At 58.8% G+C, this 16,756-nt stretch carries 11 protein-coding genes and 1 pseudogene; 7 read left to right on the top strand and 5 right to left on the bottom strand.

The features are described 5' to 3' along the window. Positions 1-517 precede the first annotated feature (517 nt). The 3 genes from NKH49_RS18375 to NKH49_RS18365 all read left to right on the top strand — a co-directional run bounded on the left by NKH49_RS18375 (position 518) and on the right by NKH49_RS18365 (position 3,919). Positions 518-1,192: a protein-L-isoaspartate(D-aspartate) O-methyltransferase gene (locus tag NKH49_RS18375; RefSeq protein WP_352927252.1), complete on the top strand. Its 675-nt coding sequence runs from the start codon at positions 518-520 to the stop codon at positions 1,190-1,192. 587 nt (positions 1,193-1,779) lie between these two features. Further along, a complete protein-coding gene (locus tag NKH49_RS18370) occupies positions 1,780-2,436 on the top strand; it encodes a Crp/Fnr family transcriptional regulator (protein WP_352473800.1) in 657 nt (218 codons plus the stop codon). Positions 2,437-3,163: 727 nt separating this feature from the next. Next, entirely contained in the window at positions 3,164-3,919 is a 756-nt protein-coding gene (locus NKH49_RS18365) for a LuxR C-terminal-related transcriptional regulator (RefSeq protein ID WP_352818814.1), read from the top strand. 205 nt (positions 3,920-4,124) lie between these two features. Here NKH49_RS18365 and NKH49_RS18360 read toward each other — a convergent pair whose 3' ends face one another. Beyond that, complete coding sequence (locus tag NKH49_RS18360; RefSeq protein ID WP_352542495.1) at positions 4,125-4,946, bottom strand: LuxR C-terminal-related transcriptional regulator; 822 nt, start codon at positions 4,944-4,946, stop codon at positions 4,125-4,127. 189 nt (positions 4,947-5,135) lie between these two features. On the opposite strand from NKH49_RS18360, the pseudogene istA reads away from it, so the two are divergent. The 4 genes and pseudogenes from istA (at position 5,136) to NKH49_RS18340 (ending at position 11,086) form a co-directional block, all read left to right on the top strand. Further along, positions 5,136-6,687, top strand: a pseudogene (gene istA / locus NKH49_RS18355) (IS21 family transposase). A 16-nt stretch (positions 6,688-6,703) separates the two neighbouring features. Beyond that, positions 6,704-7,480: an IS21-like element helper ATPase IstB gene (istB, locus tag NKH49_RS18350; protein WP_352927171.1), complete on the top strand. Its 777-nt coding sequence runs from the start codon at positions 6,704-6,706 to the stop codon at positions 7,478-7,480. Positions 7,481-8,538: 1,058 nt separating this feature from the next. After that, positions 8,539-10,281 carry a right-handed parallel beta-helix repeat-containing protein gene (locus NKH49_RS18345; protein WP_352927168.1) on the top strand — a complete coding sequence of 581 codons (1,743 nt, stop codon included), beginning with the start codon at positions 8,539-8,541 and terminating at the stop codon, positions 10,279-10,281. Between the two features lie 391 nt (positions 10,282-10,672). Continuing rightward, positions 10,673-11,086, top strand: coding sequence for a hypothetical protein (locus NKH49_RS18340; RefSeq protein WP_352542519.1), 414 nt, complete (start codon positions 10,673-10,675; stop codon positions 11,084-11,086). A 967-nt stretch (positions 11,087-12,053) separates the two neighbouring features. On the opposite strand, the gene NKH49_RS18335 is transcribed toward NKH49_RS18340, so the two are convergent. From NKH49_RS18335 to NKH49_RS18320, 4 genes are all read right to left on the bottom strand, one after another. Next, positions 12,054-12,293: a hypothetical protein gene (locus NKH49_RS18335; RefSeq protein WP_352542497.1), complete on the bottom strand. Its 240-nt coding sequence runs from the start codon at positions 12,291-12,293 to the stop codon at positions 12,054-12,056. 105 nt (positions 12,294-12,398) lie between these two features. Continuing rightward, the gene (locus tag NKH49_RS18330; protein ID WP_352927165.1) at positions 12,399-13,400 is read right to left on the bottom strand and encodes a nucleotidyltransferase family protein; all 1,002 of its coding nucleotides are present in this window, start codon (positions 13,398-13,400) and stop codon (positions 12,399-12,401) included. Then, the gene (locus NKH49_RS18325; RefSeq protein ID WP_352927162.1) at positions 13,397-14,569 is read right to left on the bottom strand and encodes a PqqD family peptide modification chaperone; all 1,173 of its coding nucleotides are present in this window, start codon (positions 14,567-14,569) and stop codon (positions 13,397-13,399) included. Before NKH49_RS18325 ends, NKH49_RS18330 begins: the two co-directional genes overlap by 4 nt. Before the next feature lie 398 nt (positions 14,570-14,967). Further along, entirely contained in the window at positions 14,968-16,413 is a 1,446-nt protein-coding gene (locus tag NKH49_RS18320) for an undecaprenyl-phosphate glucose phosphotransferase (RefSeq protein WP_352542499.1), read from the bottom strand. Between the last annotated feature and the right edge of the window lie 343 nt (positions 16,414-16,756).

Raw genomic sequence — 16,756 nt, 5'->3', positions numbered from 1 at the left:
AAGCGGTCGTGGATGCTCCATGACGGCGGCCGTTTGCCATCGGCGAGAAAATCCATCCAGGCACAAGCCATATCTTCGAACTGAGCGTCGGCCTGGCCTTGCGCCGTCCTCAGATCGACAATGTCGCCCCCGAAACCGGCCAAATGCACGCACAACGTCCAGTTCTCTCGATCGGCCGCCCATTGGCGATCCCCGCGTCTCGACGGAGGATCGGGCGACCGACGTCCGACGAGGTCAAGGTGGCTGGCTGCCGCCTCGCCCACCAGGAGCACGGCTCCGGCGCCTCGCCCTCCCGGCCGGTGCTGGCGAAGCTGATGCGCGAGATAGCCGTATGTGGGACACGCCGCTATGCGATATAGCGCCCAGAATCTCCAGGGTCGCCGCCGGCGATAGCCTGCCAAGACGGTCACCCACGCTTGCCGTGGGCACCCGTAATGGAAACGATGGCGGGCGCTACCGTGACGAACAGGATATAATGCTCACCGGCAGCAAGCTGGTTGAGGAAGGCCCCACCGTCATGAAGCCAATGAACGAAGAGCACCTTGCGGTCCTACGCAGGCACATGGTCGAGATGATTGCAATCCATACCGACCTTGCAAGCGAAGAACTCGGCAAGGCAGCGCTCGATGAGCGGGTGATGGCGGCGATGCGGCGAGTGCCGCGGCATCGCTTCGTGCCAGTCTCGGTTGCACCTTATGCCTACCAGGACATGCCGCTGCCGATCGGCTTCGATAAAACCGTCTCGCAGCCATTCATCGTCGCTCTCATGACCGATCTCCTCGCTCCCCAACCGCACGAGGCGGTCCTCGAGATCGGCACTGGCCTGGGCTATCAAACCGCAATCCTCGCGGAACTCGCCGGGCAGGTTTGGAGCGTAGAAATCATCGAGGAATTCGTAAGCCGTGCGGAGGCTCTCCTGCAGGAGCTAGGCTTATCCAATGTCGGCATTCGTGTCGGAGACGGGTCTCGCGGCTGGCCCGAGCACGCCCCATTCGACAAGATCCTGGTCACGGCGGCGGCTGAGCAGACACCGCCGGCTTTTCTGAAGCAACTCAAGCCGGGGGGACGGCTGGTTCTGCCTTTGGGATCTAAAGAAGCACAGTTTCTGACTGTCATCGACAAGGATGCGGCAGGGCAGCTCGAGACCCGGAAACTCATCCCGGTTCGGTTCGGCCGGCTCGAAACCGTCTAGTGAGGTGCGACAACTAACGCGACCGCGCTTTTCCACCGTCAATCAGATGCCAGCCTTCCGCGTTTCTTCGCCCTTTGTGAACGCGAGAAACAACACCGTCGCAGACTTGTGGAACGCTTATCCGCAGCGTGGCCTGAGTTAACTGCGACATACGGCGCCAGCATAGTCTGCTGAGGAAGCGCAGTCTTCGGCGGCCTCGCCTGCGGGCGAATGCCTGTCCGCGGGATTTCCTCACGACCGAGGTGCAAAATGATTCCGCGACATCTGTCATTATGCACGACGACACGCGCGTCGAGGAGGCCCGCCATACGGCCCTCGATACCACACTTCTGCAGGCCTTGCCGTGGATCGTCTCGCTCAAGCGGGGAGACTTAACCACCTGATGCTTGCAACACCTTGATCTAAACGCAGTTTACCTCATTCAAACAGACGAGGACATTAGGCCACCCCTCCCCTACGGTAAGAGGTCGTTCGGCCGACTTTATCCGGGAGAAACTATTGTAGTCGTATGGAAATAAAATCAAACGCGCCGATTCTTCATGCAGACACTATTGGAGTTCATGTGCTCGCATCCCATAGGGGGAACGTTGTCGAAGGACGAGTGGGGGAACAACGATTTTCTCGGTGTTACCGCAAAAACCTATAAACCCCATTCGGTGATATGCCGCCAGGAAGACGACAACGGTGAGATATTCATTGTAAAATCGGGTTGGGCTATACTTTATCACGCGCTGCCAGACGGAGAGCGGCAGATCATAGACACTCCCCTCAAGGGGGACGTTGTCGGTTACCGTGGTTTGGACGGACCCCGTCTTGCGTCGCTGGCGTCCATAACCGAACTAGCTGTCTATGAAATTTCCAGTAAGGAACTGGTCGAGGCGATCCTGTCGGACGGCCGAATCGGGAAGAAGATCGCCTCCTCGCTGGCGCGCCTGAACGCCATCCTTGCCGAACATCTGATAAATACCGGGCGGCGGAACGCGATGAGGCGTACCGCCCATTTCCTGCTCGAGTTGGAAGAGAGGCTCTCCATGGTTGAGCTGTCGGTTGATGGAAGATATGAGTGTCCTCTTGCCCAGCATGAACTGGCCGACATCCTCGGAATGACCACGGTTCACGTCAACCGAACGTTAAGGGAGCTCCGCAAGGCCGATCTCGTCTCTTTCAAGTCAGGCCATGTAGAGGTGATCAACCGCAAGAAGCTGGTCGAAACAGCCGGATTCGACAGCGAGTACCTCAGGTAGCGGCTATCTCTCTTTGAACGCCAGCGCATGGACGCCAAAATGAAAACGGTCGTTCCGTCGCCGGAACAGTTCGAGACGACATTTATGGAGGGCTGGTCGTGCGCAGGACGCCTGACGTCTCGACGACAGCGGTATCCGGCTCGAGGCGGTCGACGGTTGGGCCGAGCGGAACGCAACCCGTTCGTGCTGACCAAGTGTGACAAGGGAGATCATCGTGGCCGCGGCAACTCGGCCTATCGCGCGAGTGCGGCGTGCTGCCAAATTATGCGCAGAGGGCCGCTTACCAAGGCCTGCTCGATTAAAGTGGGGAGCCAATGCTGCCAGCACTGTCCCCCGACAATGTCAACGGCACTTTCGGCGGTTCTGGTCTGCCGATGAAATGTCGGAGGCACACGCTGATCCTGATTCGGCTGTCTGCTGGGCTGAAGATGGCTGGGTGTCCAATGCATGCGCCTTTCGCACAGAATCCAGCCCTTTGGGTCCAGCTTGGCATCGGTTCCCTGAAAATTACCAAAAAAGCAATCTATGTTAGAGACTGCTTATAAATAACCCCTACACTTACCCCACGCTGGGTATCACTGGGGGTTGGGGAACTGACAACGACGCAAATGGGGTAATCGAGTCTCGACCCTTCAAAACGCGCAGTACCAAACTTTCACTGCGAGAGAATGCGGAAATCATGTCGGCCAGCGCAAGACGGCTTGTGTGGGAAAGAGGGAGTATTGACATGGGTGCCACGGCAGGACTGCACAATTGTAATTCGGCCAGTCAGTCAGAAGTTCCGTCCGGCGGGCCGGGAATCGACCAAGGGCAGACAGGCAGGGAATGCCTCCTCATCTTGGACGGAAGGGCTCTGGACCGCGAGTGTCTCGCATCGGCTCTCGTGGACCACGAACTCGGCATGGATGTCGCCGCCTTGGCGTCCGTCGAGGAATGGCGCGTCAGAAAGAGATCGGCCCCTCCCCTTGCAGCCATACTCTTCAACCTTGGCAGTCGGAAGGTCACCGATCGTGGCATCGCTGACGAGATCAGGCATATTTCGGGCGAGTTCAAATCAGTCCCTGTGGTCGTCCTGGCCGACACCGAAGACCTTGCCCAGATACTGACCGCTCTCGAATGCGGTGCACGCGGTTACATTCCGACCTCTGTTGCAATCAATGTCTGCGTCGAGGCCATCAACCTTGCGGCAGCGGGAGGCATCTTCGTGCCGGCGAGCAGTGTCATTGCTATGCGGCACCTGATAGATTCGGGCAGCCGCGACACGCAGCCTTTGGCAGGCATGTTCACGCTTAGGCAGGCCGAGGTTGCGCAAGCGCTCCGGCGCGGCAAGGCGAACAAGATGATCGCCCACGAACTGAATTTACGCGAAAGCACGGTGAAGGTCCACATCCGCAATATCATGAAGAAACTAAAGGCGACCAACCGCACGGAAGTCGCCTGCAAGGTCAACGACCTTCTCGCAGAAGGAACTCTGGCTGAGTAGTGAGCCCAAGCGCCCAAGCGTAACACTTCCCAACTTGCGTGAGTCCCGCAGCCGCATTCTATTGCTGAACGTCCAAGGGCGGAATCGGCAGCTGAACTGCTGTTTAGCCAGACCTCGATCGTATCGAAAATCTTGTGCTGGCCCTTGATCGGGAACGAGGCTTCGGAAAGTGAATGCACCAGCCAAAACGAAGCTCTGTCGCAGGTCAGATAGGAGGACGATTGTCGAAAACGAGGTATGCATTTTTTGCTTCAAGTAGATCATGCCGATGGTGAGATTCCTGAGGTACCACCGTATCGTTCCCCGGCGCGCCGTTGCCAGTCGGTGGAGTAAGCATACCATGATTCATCGCCCAAACTGCAGCCTGTGTTCGGTTGCGGACTCGAATCTTTCTAAGTATGGCTTTGACGTGTACCTTCACCGTAGCTTCGGCAATGTTGATTTGGCGCGCGATCGCTTTGTTTGACTCCCCTTGGATCAAGCGGCACAGAATACAGTTTTCGCGATTCGACAAAATTACCAGTTCTTGATCGCTACTCTCCACTTTACTTTCCACCTTTGGTAACTCATAAGCTATCGGTTCATCTTTCGAACCTTGCCTTATATCTTGAATAATCATCGAAGTTTCCGCAGGTAGTACCGTTTGCCCAACCATAACCAATTCGAGGGCTTTGATGAAGGTGTCGTAAGCAGCGATCTTTGTCAGATACCCGTCAGCCCCCGCACGAAAGGCTGAGACTATATCGGTCGTGCGACAGTGATCAGCTAGCGCAACGACATGGCTGGCTGGGTAAATCGCCTTAAACTCAGCAATCTGCGCGAATTCAGCTTCCGCATCAGCACCGCCGATATCTATGATTAGCAAGATCGACCGGTGATGCGGTAACGGCTTTTGCAGAAGATCGTTAACAGAAACCGTAGAGAAAAGAACGCGAAAATCTTCTTCATTCAGGATTCGACTAACACCTTCTCGAAGTAACTCGCTTGGCCCGACAAGCACGGTTACGAAAGATTGCCTTGTCATCATCGCTTCTCACCCGGCGCGATTGGTTACACGCGTCGATTAGGTGCTCCATGCGCCAACCGTACAGTTTTCTTTTTTTAACCTTACGCCAGGAAAGCCGTACACCAAAATACCCTCTTTAGGCGTAGGGCAGCATCATCGAGGCGTATCCCGAATCTTCAACCTGGGGCTTTTGGTCAAGAACCCGAGCTCGTGGTTTCAAAGCAAGCGAGACGAACGACAGTGAAAGACCTACGATCAATCCTGCGCCTGACGCATGAGCAAGGCCTCTCGGTGCGTGCGGTGTCGGAACGGCTGAAGATCAGCAAGACTTCGGTTTGGACCTATCTGTTGCGGGCGCGTGAGGCTGGCATCTCGGACTGGCCGCTTCCGCCGGGCTGTGACAATGACGTATCGCTTGAGAGGCTTCTGTTTCGCCGGGTTGGCCGTCCGCCGCAGGATATGGACGAGCCCGATTGGGCGATGATCGCGCGCGAGTTGAAGCCCAAGGGCGTGACGCTGACGCTGTTGTGGCAGGAATACCGTGCGGCGCATCCCGATGGTTATGGCTACACGTGGTTTTGCGACCGGTTCGGCGCTTTCCAGCGCCGGGCGAGCGCAACGTTCCGCAACCGCCACGAGGCGGGCGCAGTGATGCAGACCGACTATGCGGGCCACACCGTGCCCGTCGTTGATCCCGATACTGGCGTCATCTACCAGGCTCAGATCTTCGTTGCGGTGCTGGGCGCCTCGTCCTTCACCTTCGCCCATGCCAGCTTCAGCCAGAAGCTGCCGGACTGGATCGAGGGCCAGTGCCGGGCACTCGCCTTCTTCGGCGGGGTAACGAAGGCGATCGTCTGCGACAATCTGAAGGCCGGCGTCGCCAAGGCGCTGTGGTTCGAGCCGACGCTCAACCAGACCTTCGCCGCCATGGCCGAACATTACGACACGACGATCCTGCCGACCCGCAGCCGCAAGCCGCTCGACAAGGGCAAGGTCGAGGGGCGCGGTGCTGATCGTCGAGCGCTGGGTCCTGGCCCGGCTGCGCAACCGGCGCTTCTTCAGTCTCGGCGATCTCAACGCCGCAATCGCGGGGTTGCTGGAGGATCTCAACAACCGCCCCATGCGCCATGTCGGCAAAAGCCGCCGCGAACTGTTCGAGGAGATCGAGCGGTCGGCTCTGGCGCCGCTGCCGCCGGCGCCGTTCGAATATGCGGAGTGGAAATCGGCCAAGGTGCATCCCGACTACCATGTCGAGATCGACAGGACCTTCTACTCGGTGCCGCACGCGCTGATCGGGCGGCGCGTGGATGTGCGGCTCACCCACCGGGTGGTCGAGCTCTTCCATGATCACAAGCGCGTCGCCAGCCATGTCCGCCGCTCGCAGCGCTGCGGCCATGTCACCGTCAACGAGCACATGCCCAAGGCGCATCAGCGCTATGCCAACACGACGCCGGCGAACCTGATCCGGCAGGCAGCCGGGATCGGCGCCAACACCGCCATCCTGGTCGAGCGGATGATGCGCGACCGTCCCCATCCCGAGCAGGGATACCGTTCCGCGTTTGGCATCCTCTCGCTGGCCCGTCGCTACGAGCGGGATCGGCTCGAGGCGGCCTGCGAGCGGGCGCTGGCCATCAATGCGATCACCTACTCCTCCGTCAACGCCATCCTCAAATCCGGCCTCGACCGCGTGCCGCCCGCGGCCGAGCCGGTCAAGCCCACGCCATCGCACACCAACATCCGCGGCGGCTCCTATTATCAATGAAGGAAGGAAACCAACCATGCTGACACATCCAACCCTCGACCAGATGCAGGCTCTCGGCCTTGGCGGAATGGCCGCCGCCTATCGGGACCTGGCCGACCAGAGCAACGCCGACGATCTCAGTCGCGACGAGTGGCTTGGCCTGATGCTCGATCGTGAAGCCGCCAGGCGTGCCGACAAGCGTGTGACCAACCATCTCGCCGTTGCCAGGCTGCGCTTTGTCGACGCCTGCATCGAGAACATCGACTTCGCCGCACATCGCGGGCTCGACCGGCGCAATACGCTATCGCTCGCCCATGGCGCCTGGCTGAAGGCGCATGAGAACCTCATCATCACCGGGCAGACCGGCACCGGAAAGACCTGGCTGGCCTGCGCCTTCGGACGTCAGGCCGCCCGGCTCGATCATTCCGTGCTCTACCTGCGCACGCCACGTCTGTTTGAGGATCTCGCCCTGGCGCGTCTGGACGGCCGCTTTCCCCGTCTCATCGACAAGCTGGCTCGGGTGCAACTGCTCATCCTTGACGACTGGGGCACCCACAGCCTGACCGACCAGCCGCGTCTCGATCTGCTGGAAATCTTCGAGGAACGCTACCGCCGGAAATCGACGCTGATCACCGCGCAACTGCCAATCGCCCAGTGGCATGCCATGATCGGCGAGCCGACAATCGCCGACGCCATTCTCGACCGGATCGTCCACAACGCCCATCGCGTCACCCTCGAAGGCGACAGCATGAGAAAACAGAAACCACCGCCGCTCTTGACCGACGCCGAAAACGGCGAAATCAATCGCAAATGAGTTCAACCAGGCAACCGAGGGCCGACCACATCCAGCTGTCCGCGACTTAGTGAAACTGCTGTCCGCGATTTAGCGGAACGACTGTCCCGTTTTTGCGAAATGCGCAGAAAAGGAGCTTGTTCCTAGCGGCGCAGCAATGATTGAGGATCTCGTCGTAGTCCTTGAATATACGGTTGGAGAGCCCCTTGTCATGAATTGCCGCAGGTTTTCGACTGGGTTCAGTTCCGGTGAGCGCGCGGCACGAACATCAGAGTGATGTTGTCCGGCCGCGTCACTTGCGATCCGGCCTGATCAGGATCAGCACCGCATGCGCGCCGTCGTCGGCGCTCCGACTGATCTCGGCGAGGTGCTCCCGCATCGCCGCGGTATCGCAATAGGGCATGCCCTTCCGGAGGCAGACGGGCCGCTGGTCGAACCAGTGGGGGAATTTCACACAGTAGCTTTGCCAATTGCTGCGAGTCCAGCAAGGCTCGGTAGGTGTCTCCAGTTCGGCGATGTCGCGAAGGCGCGCACCGAATTGCGCCGCAAGCTACCGCCGCCACGTGACGAGTGCGGGAAGCCGTTGCAGTTGCTCACGCCGATGGCAGCGTGCAGGTCGGTCGGTAGTTGTAGCCGATTCAGGATAGCCCTCGTAGATCACCTGTTTCGAGCTGTGCCGGACCCGTGTCGGTAACGTTCATGCGTGCATGACCTTGTCTCCTGTCCTCGGGGTAAGTTCACACGTAATCCGACATACTAGACGACGTTTGCAATTCGACGTAGGCGCAAGCTTGAGCGCAACGCCAATCGCCCGGGAGAGTCTCAGTATAGCCTTATCAAGGCCGCATTATGGTCATGAACGTTAGCATTATATCCCATATGAAATTTCTGGTTGTATTGTCAGAATTTCGTTAAGACGATAGATCTTCGTTTTATTGCCCGTGAGTGTCTTTGTAGATACTTATAGAGATTACTGCTTAACTGGAGAAACACATGAGATCGATGAGTCGCTACAAGGAAATACTGCGAACACACTCGGAATGGTTGAACAACTTACGCGCGACGACGGAGGCAGCCGAGTGACGACCGAAGCTCCCATTTCCACCGTTTCCGCGTCGACGGCAACGACGCAGCCGGCGCAGGGTCTTACCTACACCACGACACCGATCCAATCGCAGTATGATGGCCAGGTGATTGAAAATCTTGACATCTACGTCACCAACGGGGACGCGGTCACGATTACGCACGACAATGTCATCCTGCGCAATTGTCTTATTCATCACGTCGAAGGTGACGGGGTGGTGGTATCGGGCGCAAACGGCGTCACGATCGAGAACACCGAAGTCATCAACGCCGACCCGCCGGCGGGAATCGACCCCGAGACGAGCCCGAACATCAACAACATTAATGCAGAGAACGCCCCGAACTTGACCGTTCATAACACCACAGTGCGGGAAGGCTCGACTGGCATCTATCTCGTGAACTCGCCCGGCGCGAGTCTTTCACACGTCGATGGCTACGACTTCCATGGCCCAATGCCGCGCGGTCAGTTCGTCCAGTTCAACAACTCGGGTAATAGTTCGCTAACCGACTTCTATGCCGTAAACGACGCCGGCAGTTCGCATCCGGAGGACATCGTCTCGGTATATGGCAGCCCGAATACGACGATCTCAAATGGGGTGATCGACGGTAACAACTCTCAGACCGGAGTGGCCGTCATGTTCGAGAACGGATCGACCGGCGGCAGGGTGGATCACGTTGACGCCATCCATCAGGGCAATGGCGCGTTCTCTTCCTACGCGAGCGATGTGACCTTCGATCACACGAGGTCGTTCGACGGTATCGATGAGGATCAAGGCCGCGGGCTTCCCTCGTCGAATGGACTGATCTGGAATGTAAGCTCCGGTGGGGTCAGCATCCTGAACTCGAGCTACACCAACCCTGGCAATCCCAACAACATCATTTGGGACGCGTCAAAGGCGGTCGTGGCCGACGTGCACGAGGATCCCACGGCGACCCCAGTGGCACACGTCGATAACCAGTTCACCTGGGACTACGCAGCGGATAGCTCGACCGGCACTGTCACGGACGCGAGCGTCACTTCCTCAATCACTGGCTCGACCGGGACTGACACTGGATCTGGAACCTGGACTGTCCCTCCTTCCGGCGACACCAGCGATGGGACCTTGTACGGCACCAGCGGCGCCGATGTATTGCATGGAACCAGCGGCCACACGATGATCGGCTATGGCGGCAACGACACCTACTATGTCGACAATGCCAACGAGAAGGTGGTTGAGGCAGTGGGCGGCGGCAACGACAGTGTGATCGCCTCGGTGAGCTATGCGCTTTCGGCCGGCTCGGAAATCGAGCATCTCGCCACCAACAACCCGTCCGGCACGAAGACGATGAGCCTCACCGGCAACGAGTTCGCCCAGACCATCGAGGGCAATGCCGGCAACAATGTCATCAACGGCGGGCTTGGCGCCGACGTCTTGACCGGTCACGGCGGCCACGATGCCTTCTCGTTCAATACTGCTCTTGGAGCCGGCAATGTCGACAAGATCACCGACTTCAAGCGCTCCCTGGACACGTTCCATCTCAGCGATACCGTTTTTGCCGGGCTTCAGCCGGGAGGGCTTCCATCCAAAGCTTTCTTTGTTGGTGCAGCCGCGCATGACAGTTCCGATCATATCATCTACAACAGTGAAACCGGGGCTCTATCTTTCGACGATGACGGGGCCGGCGGCGCATCTCAAACGCAGTTCGCCACCCTCTCCCCACATCTGTCGCTCACCGCAGCCTCGTTCTTTGTGACCTGAAGGACTACGCGGGGAACCAATATCCCGCGAGGGGCTACCCTGGCAAATAGGGACTGGATCACAGTACCTCAAAGCCATGATCCCGAACCGAAGGTCAGCGTACCAAAAAGGGGAGCCCGGTTTCGGAGAAGATCACGCTCATGGAGTTCCATCCCGATATCATCGGGATGGAACAGACTCGAGTTGTGAGCTTTCCGTAGTTCACGCGGACCGAACCGAGGAGACTGGAGTTACAGACTTTCAGCACTCACCGGAGGGTACTAAATCAATATTCACAAGAATGCCCGTCTGACGCCGGCGTCGAGAGGAACTGGCTCGTTCGGCCATCGAGCGACATCTTTCCCCCAAGCCTTGCGGCGCAGGCCTATGGTGTGTCGAAGCGAGCCGGCCTGTGAAGCTGGTCGATGTAGATCGGCGTCGTTTTGAAGAGAACATGCTCTTCAACCGGTCCATTCGCGAGAACATCGCGCTCGCCGATCCGGCTATCCCCATGGAGCGGGCATCGCTCGCCGGCGTTCACGATTTCATCCTGGGACTGCCCGCGGGCTATAACGTGTCGACTGCGTCATTGCCGGCGCCTGGGTCGCCGGCGTCGCGCGACATGGCTTCTCATCGAACGGATACTCTGATCCTCGAAGCAGCAGACGCCTCGGCACTGAGACAAGTTCGTGTAATTCCGAGTTTATCCATGCGGCATTACGATCCGGTCGGATCGCTAAAGGCTCAGATCTGCGTAGCGGGTCGGGAACAGCTCTATCGTCACTGCGAGCGAGCCGCCGATTCCGCATATGCGCCGCGGCAATAACATGCCGTCAGGCCGCTTTGGGAACGGCCGACGGTAGCGCCGGCGGCTCGGGATAGGCCCGCTGTTACGGTCATCGTGCACCGGTATCCCCGAGGAAGGGCTCGGTTAGTCCGTCAGCGCGGGCAAGCGCGGCGGCACTCTTCTTGCGTTATCCAAGTTTCTGCGCATGGCCATTCAAACGGCCATAATGGGAGTCGGTGCGTACCTGGCTATTAACCAGGAAATCTCCGGGGCGCGTCCTGTTTGCGGCGTCACTCATTATGGTCGGGCGCTTGCCCCGACGAGATCATGCAATGGAAAAGTATCGCGTCGGCGCGCAGCGCCCATGTGCGCCTGGAAAGCATATTCCAGGAGAACCCGCCGATTGCCGGACGCCTGCCTCTGACGCCGGCCGTCCGGCGCGCCCTCCATCCCAGACGGGCTGCCGCGGTGCCGGCGCTACGTTCGGGCCGACGAGCGACGGCAGCAACTAGTCACGATTGCCGAGACAAGTCGCCAACCTCGCCGAAGCTGGCGAAAAGCTGCACGTTGCAGATGACGTGCTCAACCGACCGAGCGCACCGCGGTCCGGGAGCGTTGTCGGCTTTAAGGTACACACGATAGGAGCCGTCGGTTCGCGCCGGCGAAACCTTGATGGAGATCATCCCTGATGACGACACTTGACCGTCCGGCGAAGAGTCGCCTGTCGACATCAACTCATCAACAATGTTGCCGAGGGCCTTCCTGCCGAGATGCGACTGCCTCCGTTCAAGGCTCGCTCGACGCCGGTCGCGATCGGCGAGGTGCAGACCGTTGCCGGCGGACGCGCCCCATGAGGAAGTGACGCGTGAGCCCTACTACGAATTGAAAGGTTCCGTGCAGGTCTCTCAGTTCCCCGAACAGGTCCGCGAGAAACTCAGGCCCGGTATGCCGGGATCAGGATAGACCGCAGAGACGAGGAACGGTCAGAACGACCAAAGCAACCATTCTAAGGATTTTGCCCAGGAGGACCAGAGTGGACGTGGCCCGTGTCGCCGAATCCATTCCCGGGACGCGCGCCATGCGATGCGGCAATAGCTTGCGAGTTTAAGCTCGTGCCAAGCAACAGAGCAATGGATGGAGGTGTTACAACAGCAAAACGCCCGGCGTTCTTTAGAAATTCTCGACGCGCCTGTTCTTCCGGCACCTGGCTGTCTGTATTTCCTTTGGAAGACTTCCCGCTCTTCATCGAAAGTACTCCTATCCTTGTGTAACAACTCCAACGCTCTAACTTGACATATGCCTTTTGTGCAGACAAGGCGCCATCAAGATACAACCAGGAAATTAAGTATTACTACACTTTTGACCCGAGATCGCCGTCAAGGAGGATGCTGGTTGCGCGGCGTCCAAAGTCGAGCGGACTCCGTCGGCCCCAGCCATCGCCATGTAGGAGTCGCCACATACCCCACAGCGAATTGCCGACCAGGCGCAATGGAACGCCGAGGACGGGATGGTACAAGGGGAAGACGCGCCGCCAGTGTTGAAAGCGAACCAAGGGACGCCGCACATATTGCGCCGGTGCTAAGACGCCAAAGAAGTGACTCAAGGCCAAGAGTTGAGTATCGAACGCATTCCGCGCATTCTGATCGGGCAAGGATGTTCGGAGCTCCGCCCAATCCAGCTTATGCTGCTCCGCCAGCCGTGCCAGATCATAAAGGTGGCGAAAGTCGGTCCTTCCGCGCCAGTAGTCCGCCTCCTTGATGAGATCATGCATGATCCAGTGGAGGGCCCTAGACTGTGGGGCGGGGATTTTCGCCCTAAGCCCGTTACGGCGGGCAAGCCTCGGGGGCTCGCGGTCAATTTCCCGGTACGGCCGGAGCTCCAGGAGACCGACATCTTGCGGGCGCGCCATGCCACCAGCGACCGTCACTTCGGCGTAGCCAAGCTTGGCAAGACAAGCCCGGGCAGCCCCTTCTTTTGTCGTTTCCACAGCCAAGTCGAGATCGCTCATGATTCTGTCGGGAACCCTGCCGCTCGACGAAAGGAACAAGGGAACGGCCCCTTTGAGCAGGACCGGAACGACGCTCCCCTGATTGAGGGCAGCAACGGCTTCGTTCAGCTGCCTGCGCAAGCGCAAATTGCGTTCCCGGTTGCAGCCGTAAATGAACTGAAGATACTGGCCCACCCCCTCGGGGAGCCGGTCAAGCTGGCCCGTGTGCGCAAGAGTGGCGCACAAGACGGGCGTAAGCAGAGTGTGGTTGGCGAGTGCAATTACCGCCAGCCAGTCGGCCGTTACCACCAGGCGCCCGTTAAGTCCCGCGATCAGGGCCTCGAACGCATCCCTGGTAGGCTTCATCGGCACGCCGCCTTCAGCAGTTCCAACCCGTCACCCAATTTGGCATAGGTCAGGCAAAAGCCCTCTGCCGAGCGGATGACTTGGCAAAGAGCGTCGAATGCAGTGCTACTTAGCTCTTTATTCCGCGCAAAGGCGCCGTTCAGCAAGCCACCCAGGATCTCGCTCGCGTCGATCACGCGCAGGGAAGGTTTGGCATCCTGTGTCCGACAGAGCAAGACCACCCAGCCCACGGGCCGGGGAACGGTAGGGACATGATCCCTAGGCACAAGAAAACGCACACGCCTGCGATCGGGACGCCGGTAAACCCGAGACCTGCCGAGTTCGGGGAAATATTGTCCGAGAATGGACCATGATCCCGATTTGACTGAAGGCGCAAAAGCAAGGCCGATACTCTGTCCGGCCGAGTCGAGAAGTGTCACATCGTCTGCCGCGAAGCCAAACCCCGCGTGGACCAGCGCCAATGTCAGGGTCGTCTTGCCCGAGCCAGGGTTACCACAAAGGAGGAGCGTGCGGCCGTTCTTGAACAGCGCCGCCGCATGCAGGGCGAGTTCATATTCACTGTGCCCAAGCACTTCGGCCAGCAGTTGCCCTTTGACCATAATCGGTATCTGGTCTCGACCACAGGAATTAGTCCAGTGGCCATCCCGGAACAGGTGGATCCGCTGCCCACGCTCAACCAGATGGAATAGGACGTCGACGGCCCTGTTTCGAACTTCGAGATGCTGAAATACGGTCGCGGCCGGAAAGGCGACGGCAGCCGGATACAGTATGCGCACACACACGCCTGGAACAGCAACGACCTGGCAGATATGTTGATGAGCTGCGGTTGGGCACGGCGGTGGAGCAGGCTGGATTAGGCCGAGCCGTTCCCAGTCTTGAAGGGCAGCCTCGACATAGCCATAGGCCTCTTGCCTATCAACGCCACGGGCTGCCATCTCGCCCAAGATAGCCTGGACCGGCACGCCTTCTTCAAGCGAGCGCCAGATATCCGCCGCAGTGTCATTGAGCGCAAAGACTACCCCCTGCGTTGAACTGAGCAGGATGTTTTGCCCTTTGATGCATGCAAGCCGACCTTGGGGAACTAACCTCGCCGTAGCGTACTCTACAAGGGGAGGCCCCGCAGTTCGGTCAGTGGTTCGGGTTTGTTGAGGGCTCACAGAAGCCGTCATCCTCGTTTGTCTGGGCGTGGAGATCGTTCGATTCGAGTGGAACTCACGACCAGAGAGACACGATCTTGATGGCATTCCCCCTCCGCTCCCAAAGCGGTAACTTGCCAACGCCGTTGCCGTGCGGGCACTTTTGCTTGAAGTCGCAGGTTATGCATTGAGCGGTCGCTGTTTTTCGCCCTGATCATCGCTTGCATTCAGTTGTTCTGTAACAGCGCCTTTTGTAGTAGAGCCGCACCTCTCATGGTGTCGAGCCTCACCCAAAGTCGTATTCAATTTATACCGAAGAAGAGGTTCGCTTTTTCCGAGTGGGGTGTCGCTTGGCAGTTAATCGATGGGTCGTCGGCCAGCCGCCACTCCTTGCAAATCAATCACTTGCCACATAAATCGGCAAAGTTGGGCTAGACGGCGTTTCGCCCCGTCCAGATGCGGGGGATGGTCAGAAGCAGGATCTTTACGTCGAGCCAGACCGACCAGTTGTTGACGTACCACATATCGTGTTCGACACGCTTGATCATCATGTAAACATCAGGCGTCGCGCCGCGCCAGCCATTTATTTGTGCCCAGCCGGTGACCCCCGGCTTCACCTTGTGCCGAGCCGGATAAAGAGAGATGATCTGGCTGTATTCGCTGTCATGCGCGAGCGCGTGCGGCCGTGGGCCTACCAACGACATGTCGCCCTTCAGCACGTTCCATAGCTGTGGAATCTCGTCGATACTAAACCTTCTCAATATGCGCCCAACGCGGGTGACGCGGGGATCGCCCCTGCAGGCTTGATGGACAATGGGCCCGTCCTCCAGGATCGTCATCGTTCGGAACTTATAGATCTTGAACGTGCGGCCATTGAACCCGGCCCGACGCTGACAGAAGAGCACCGGCGCCCTGGATTCGAGCGCAATCAGCGCCGCAACAACGGCCAAAGGGGGCAGAAGAAATGGGAGGGCGACAGTGGTCAGCACAAGATCGAAGAGCCGCTTCATCAGGAGCTGAGGCGCCGTCAGGGGCGCGCTTTGCAATTCTATCGCCCTCGTCCCCCCCAGGTTGACGACAGGTCGCTTCAAGAGTGCGCTAACGACGTGGTCCGGTAGGAGCCTTACGGGTACCGCGACCACGCAAAGGTGGGCCGTGATTTTCTCAATCAGGGATATGTCAGCCCAACTGACAGCAAGGACTATCTCGTCGACCGAACGCCGACGCACATGTTCAATGAGCTTATCCATACACTCAAGGAGCGAGCTCTCGCTGGATGCAGCAGGCAATGTAATCGTTTGGCAGACCTGGCATCCGGAAGCCTCGATTGCCTGGACAACGCCGCTTGGCACGCGCACGTCCGATTGCGTTACGATCACTACTTGCGGTTTGGCAAGCATGTCCGACCTGGTCAGCGAGGCAAACAGTCGTCCGGCGCCAAGGCGCACGAAGATGATGCCGCCAAGTCCCGTCACGAAGAACAGCATGAGGGCTTGGCGCGAAAACATGTCTCCCACCTTGAGTGCAAGCGCCACAACCGACAGGCAAAGAAAGACCGCCGTCCAGATCAGCGCGACCTCCTTGATCTGAGAGGCCAGCGACCGCAGCTCGGAACTCAGATACAGGCCGCGCGCATATGCGGAAGTCGAAAAAAGGGCGGCTACAACAACACCGAGCCCGAAGTTCCGGCCGTACTCGCCGAAATGTCCGAAACTCACAAGATCATATACCATTCCCGAGCCGATGCTGAGCAGCACGACGGACATTGCCTCGAGAAGCGGAGACGACTGCAGAAGAACATTGACCTTGAGGGGCGCGTTCCACCGCGGTGCGTTTGACGTGGCGCCCGCACGGGGGCCTTCATGAAGAAGTGCCATGACGTTCACCTGCGTTCGAAGCCGCATTCATCGACCAACATCGGACGACCCCCCTCCTCTGCTGAAAACCACCGGAGTGCCCAGCGTGACGTGGCACCCCTCGCCTGCGATCATTGCCCCTTCACGCGAAGTTCGATTGCGGTGGCTGCGGTAGCACGGGGAATGGCCAGAGAATGGCAGCGACACTGCGCGAATCCAATTCGGCATAAGCTCTAACCCCAAAGGGTAGAGCCGGCGGACACACCGACCTTCCTTGCCCGCTTCCGGCGCCTGTTAGTCTTTCGAGTACCTCGAAATGATATGCTCTCGCGCGCAGGCCTGGAGCGGCGGACGCTCCGACGGA

Source organism: Mesorhizobium sp. M1088 (assembly GCF_040318575.1).
GTDB lineage: Bacteria > Pseudomonadota > Alphaproteobacteria > Rhizobiales > Rhizobiaceae > Mesorhizobium.
This window is presented reverse-complemented; position numbering and strand designations above follow the sequence as displayed.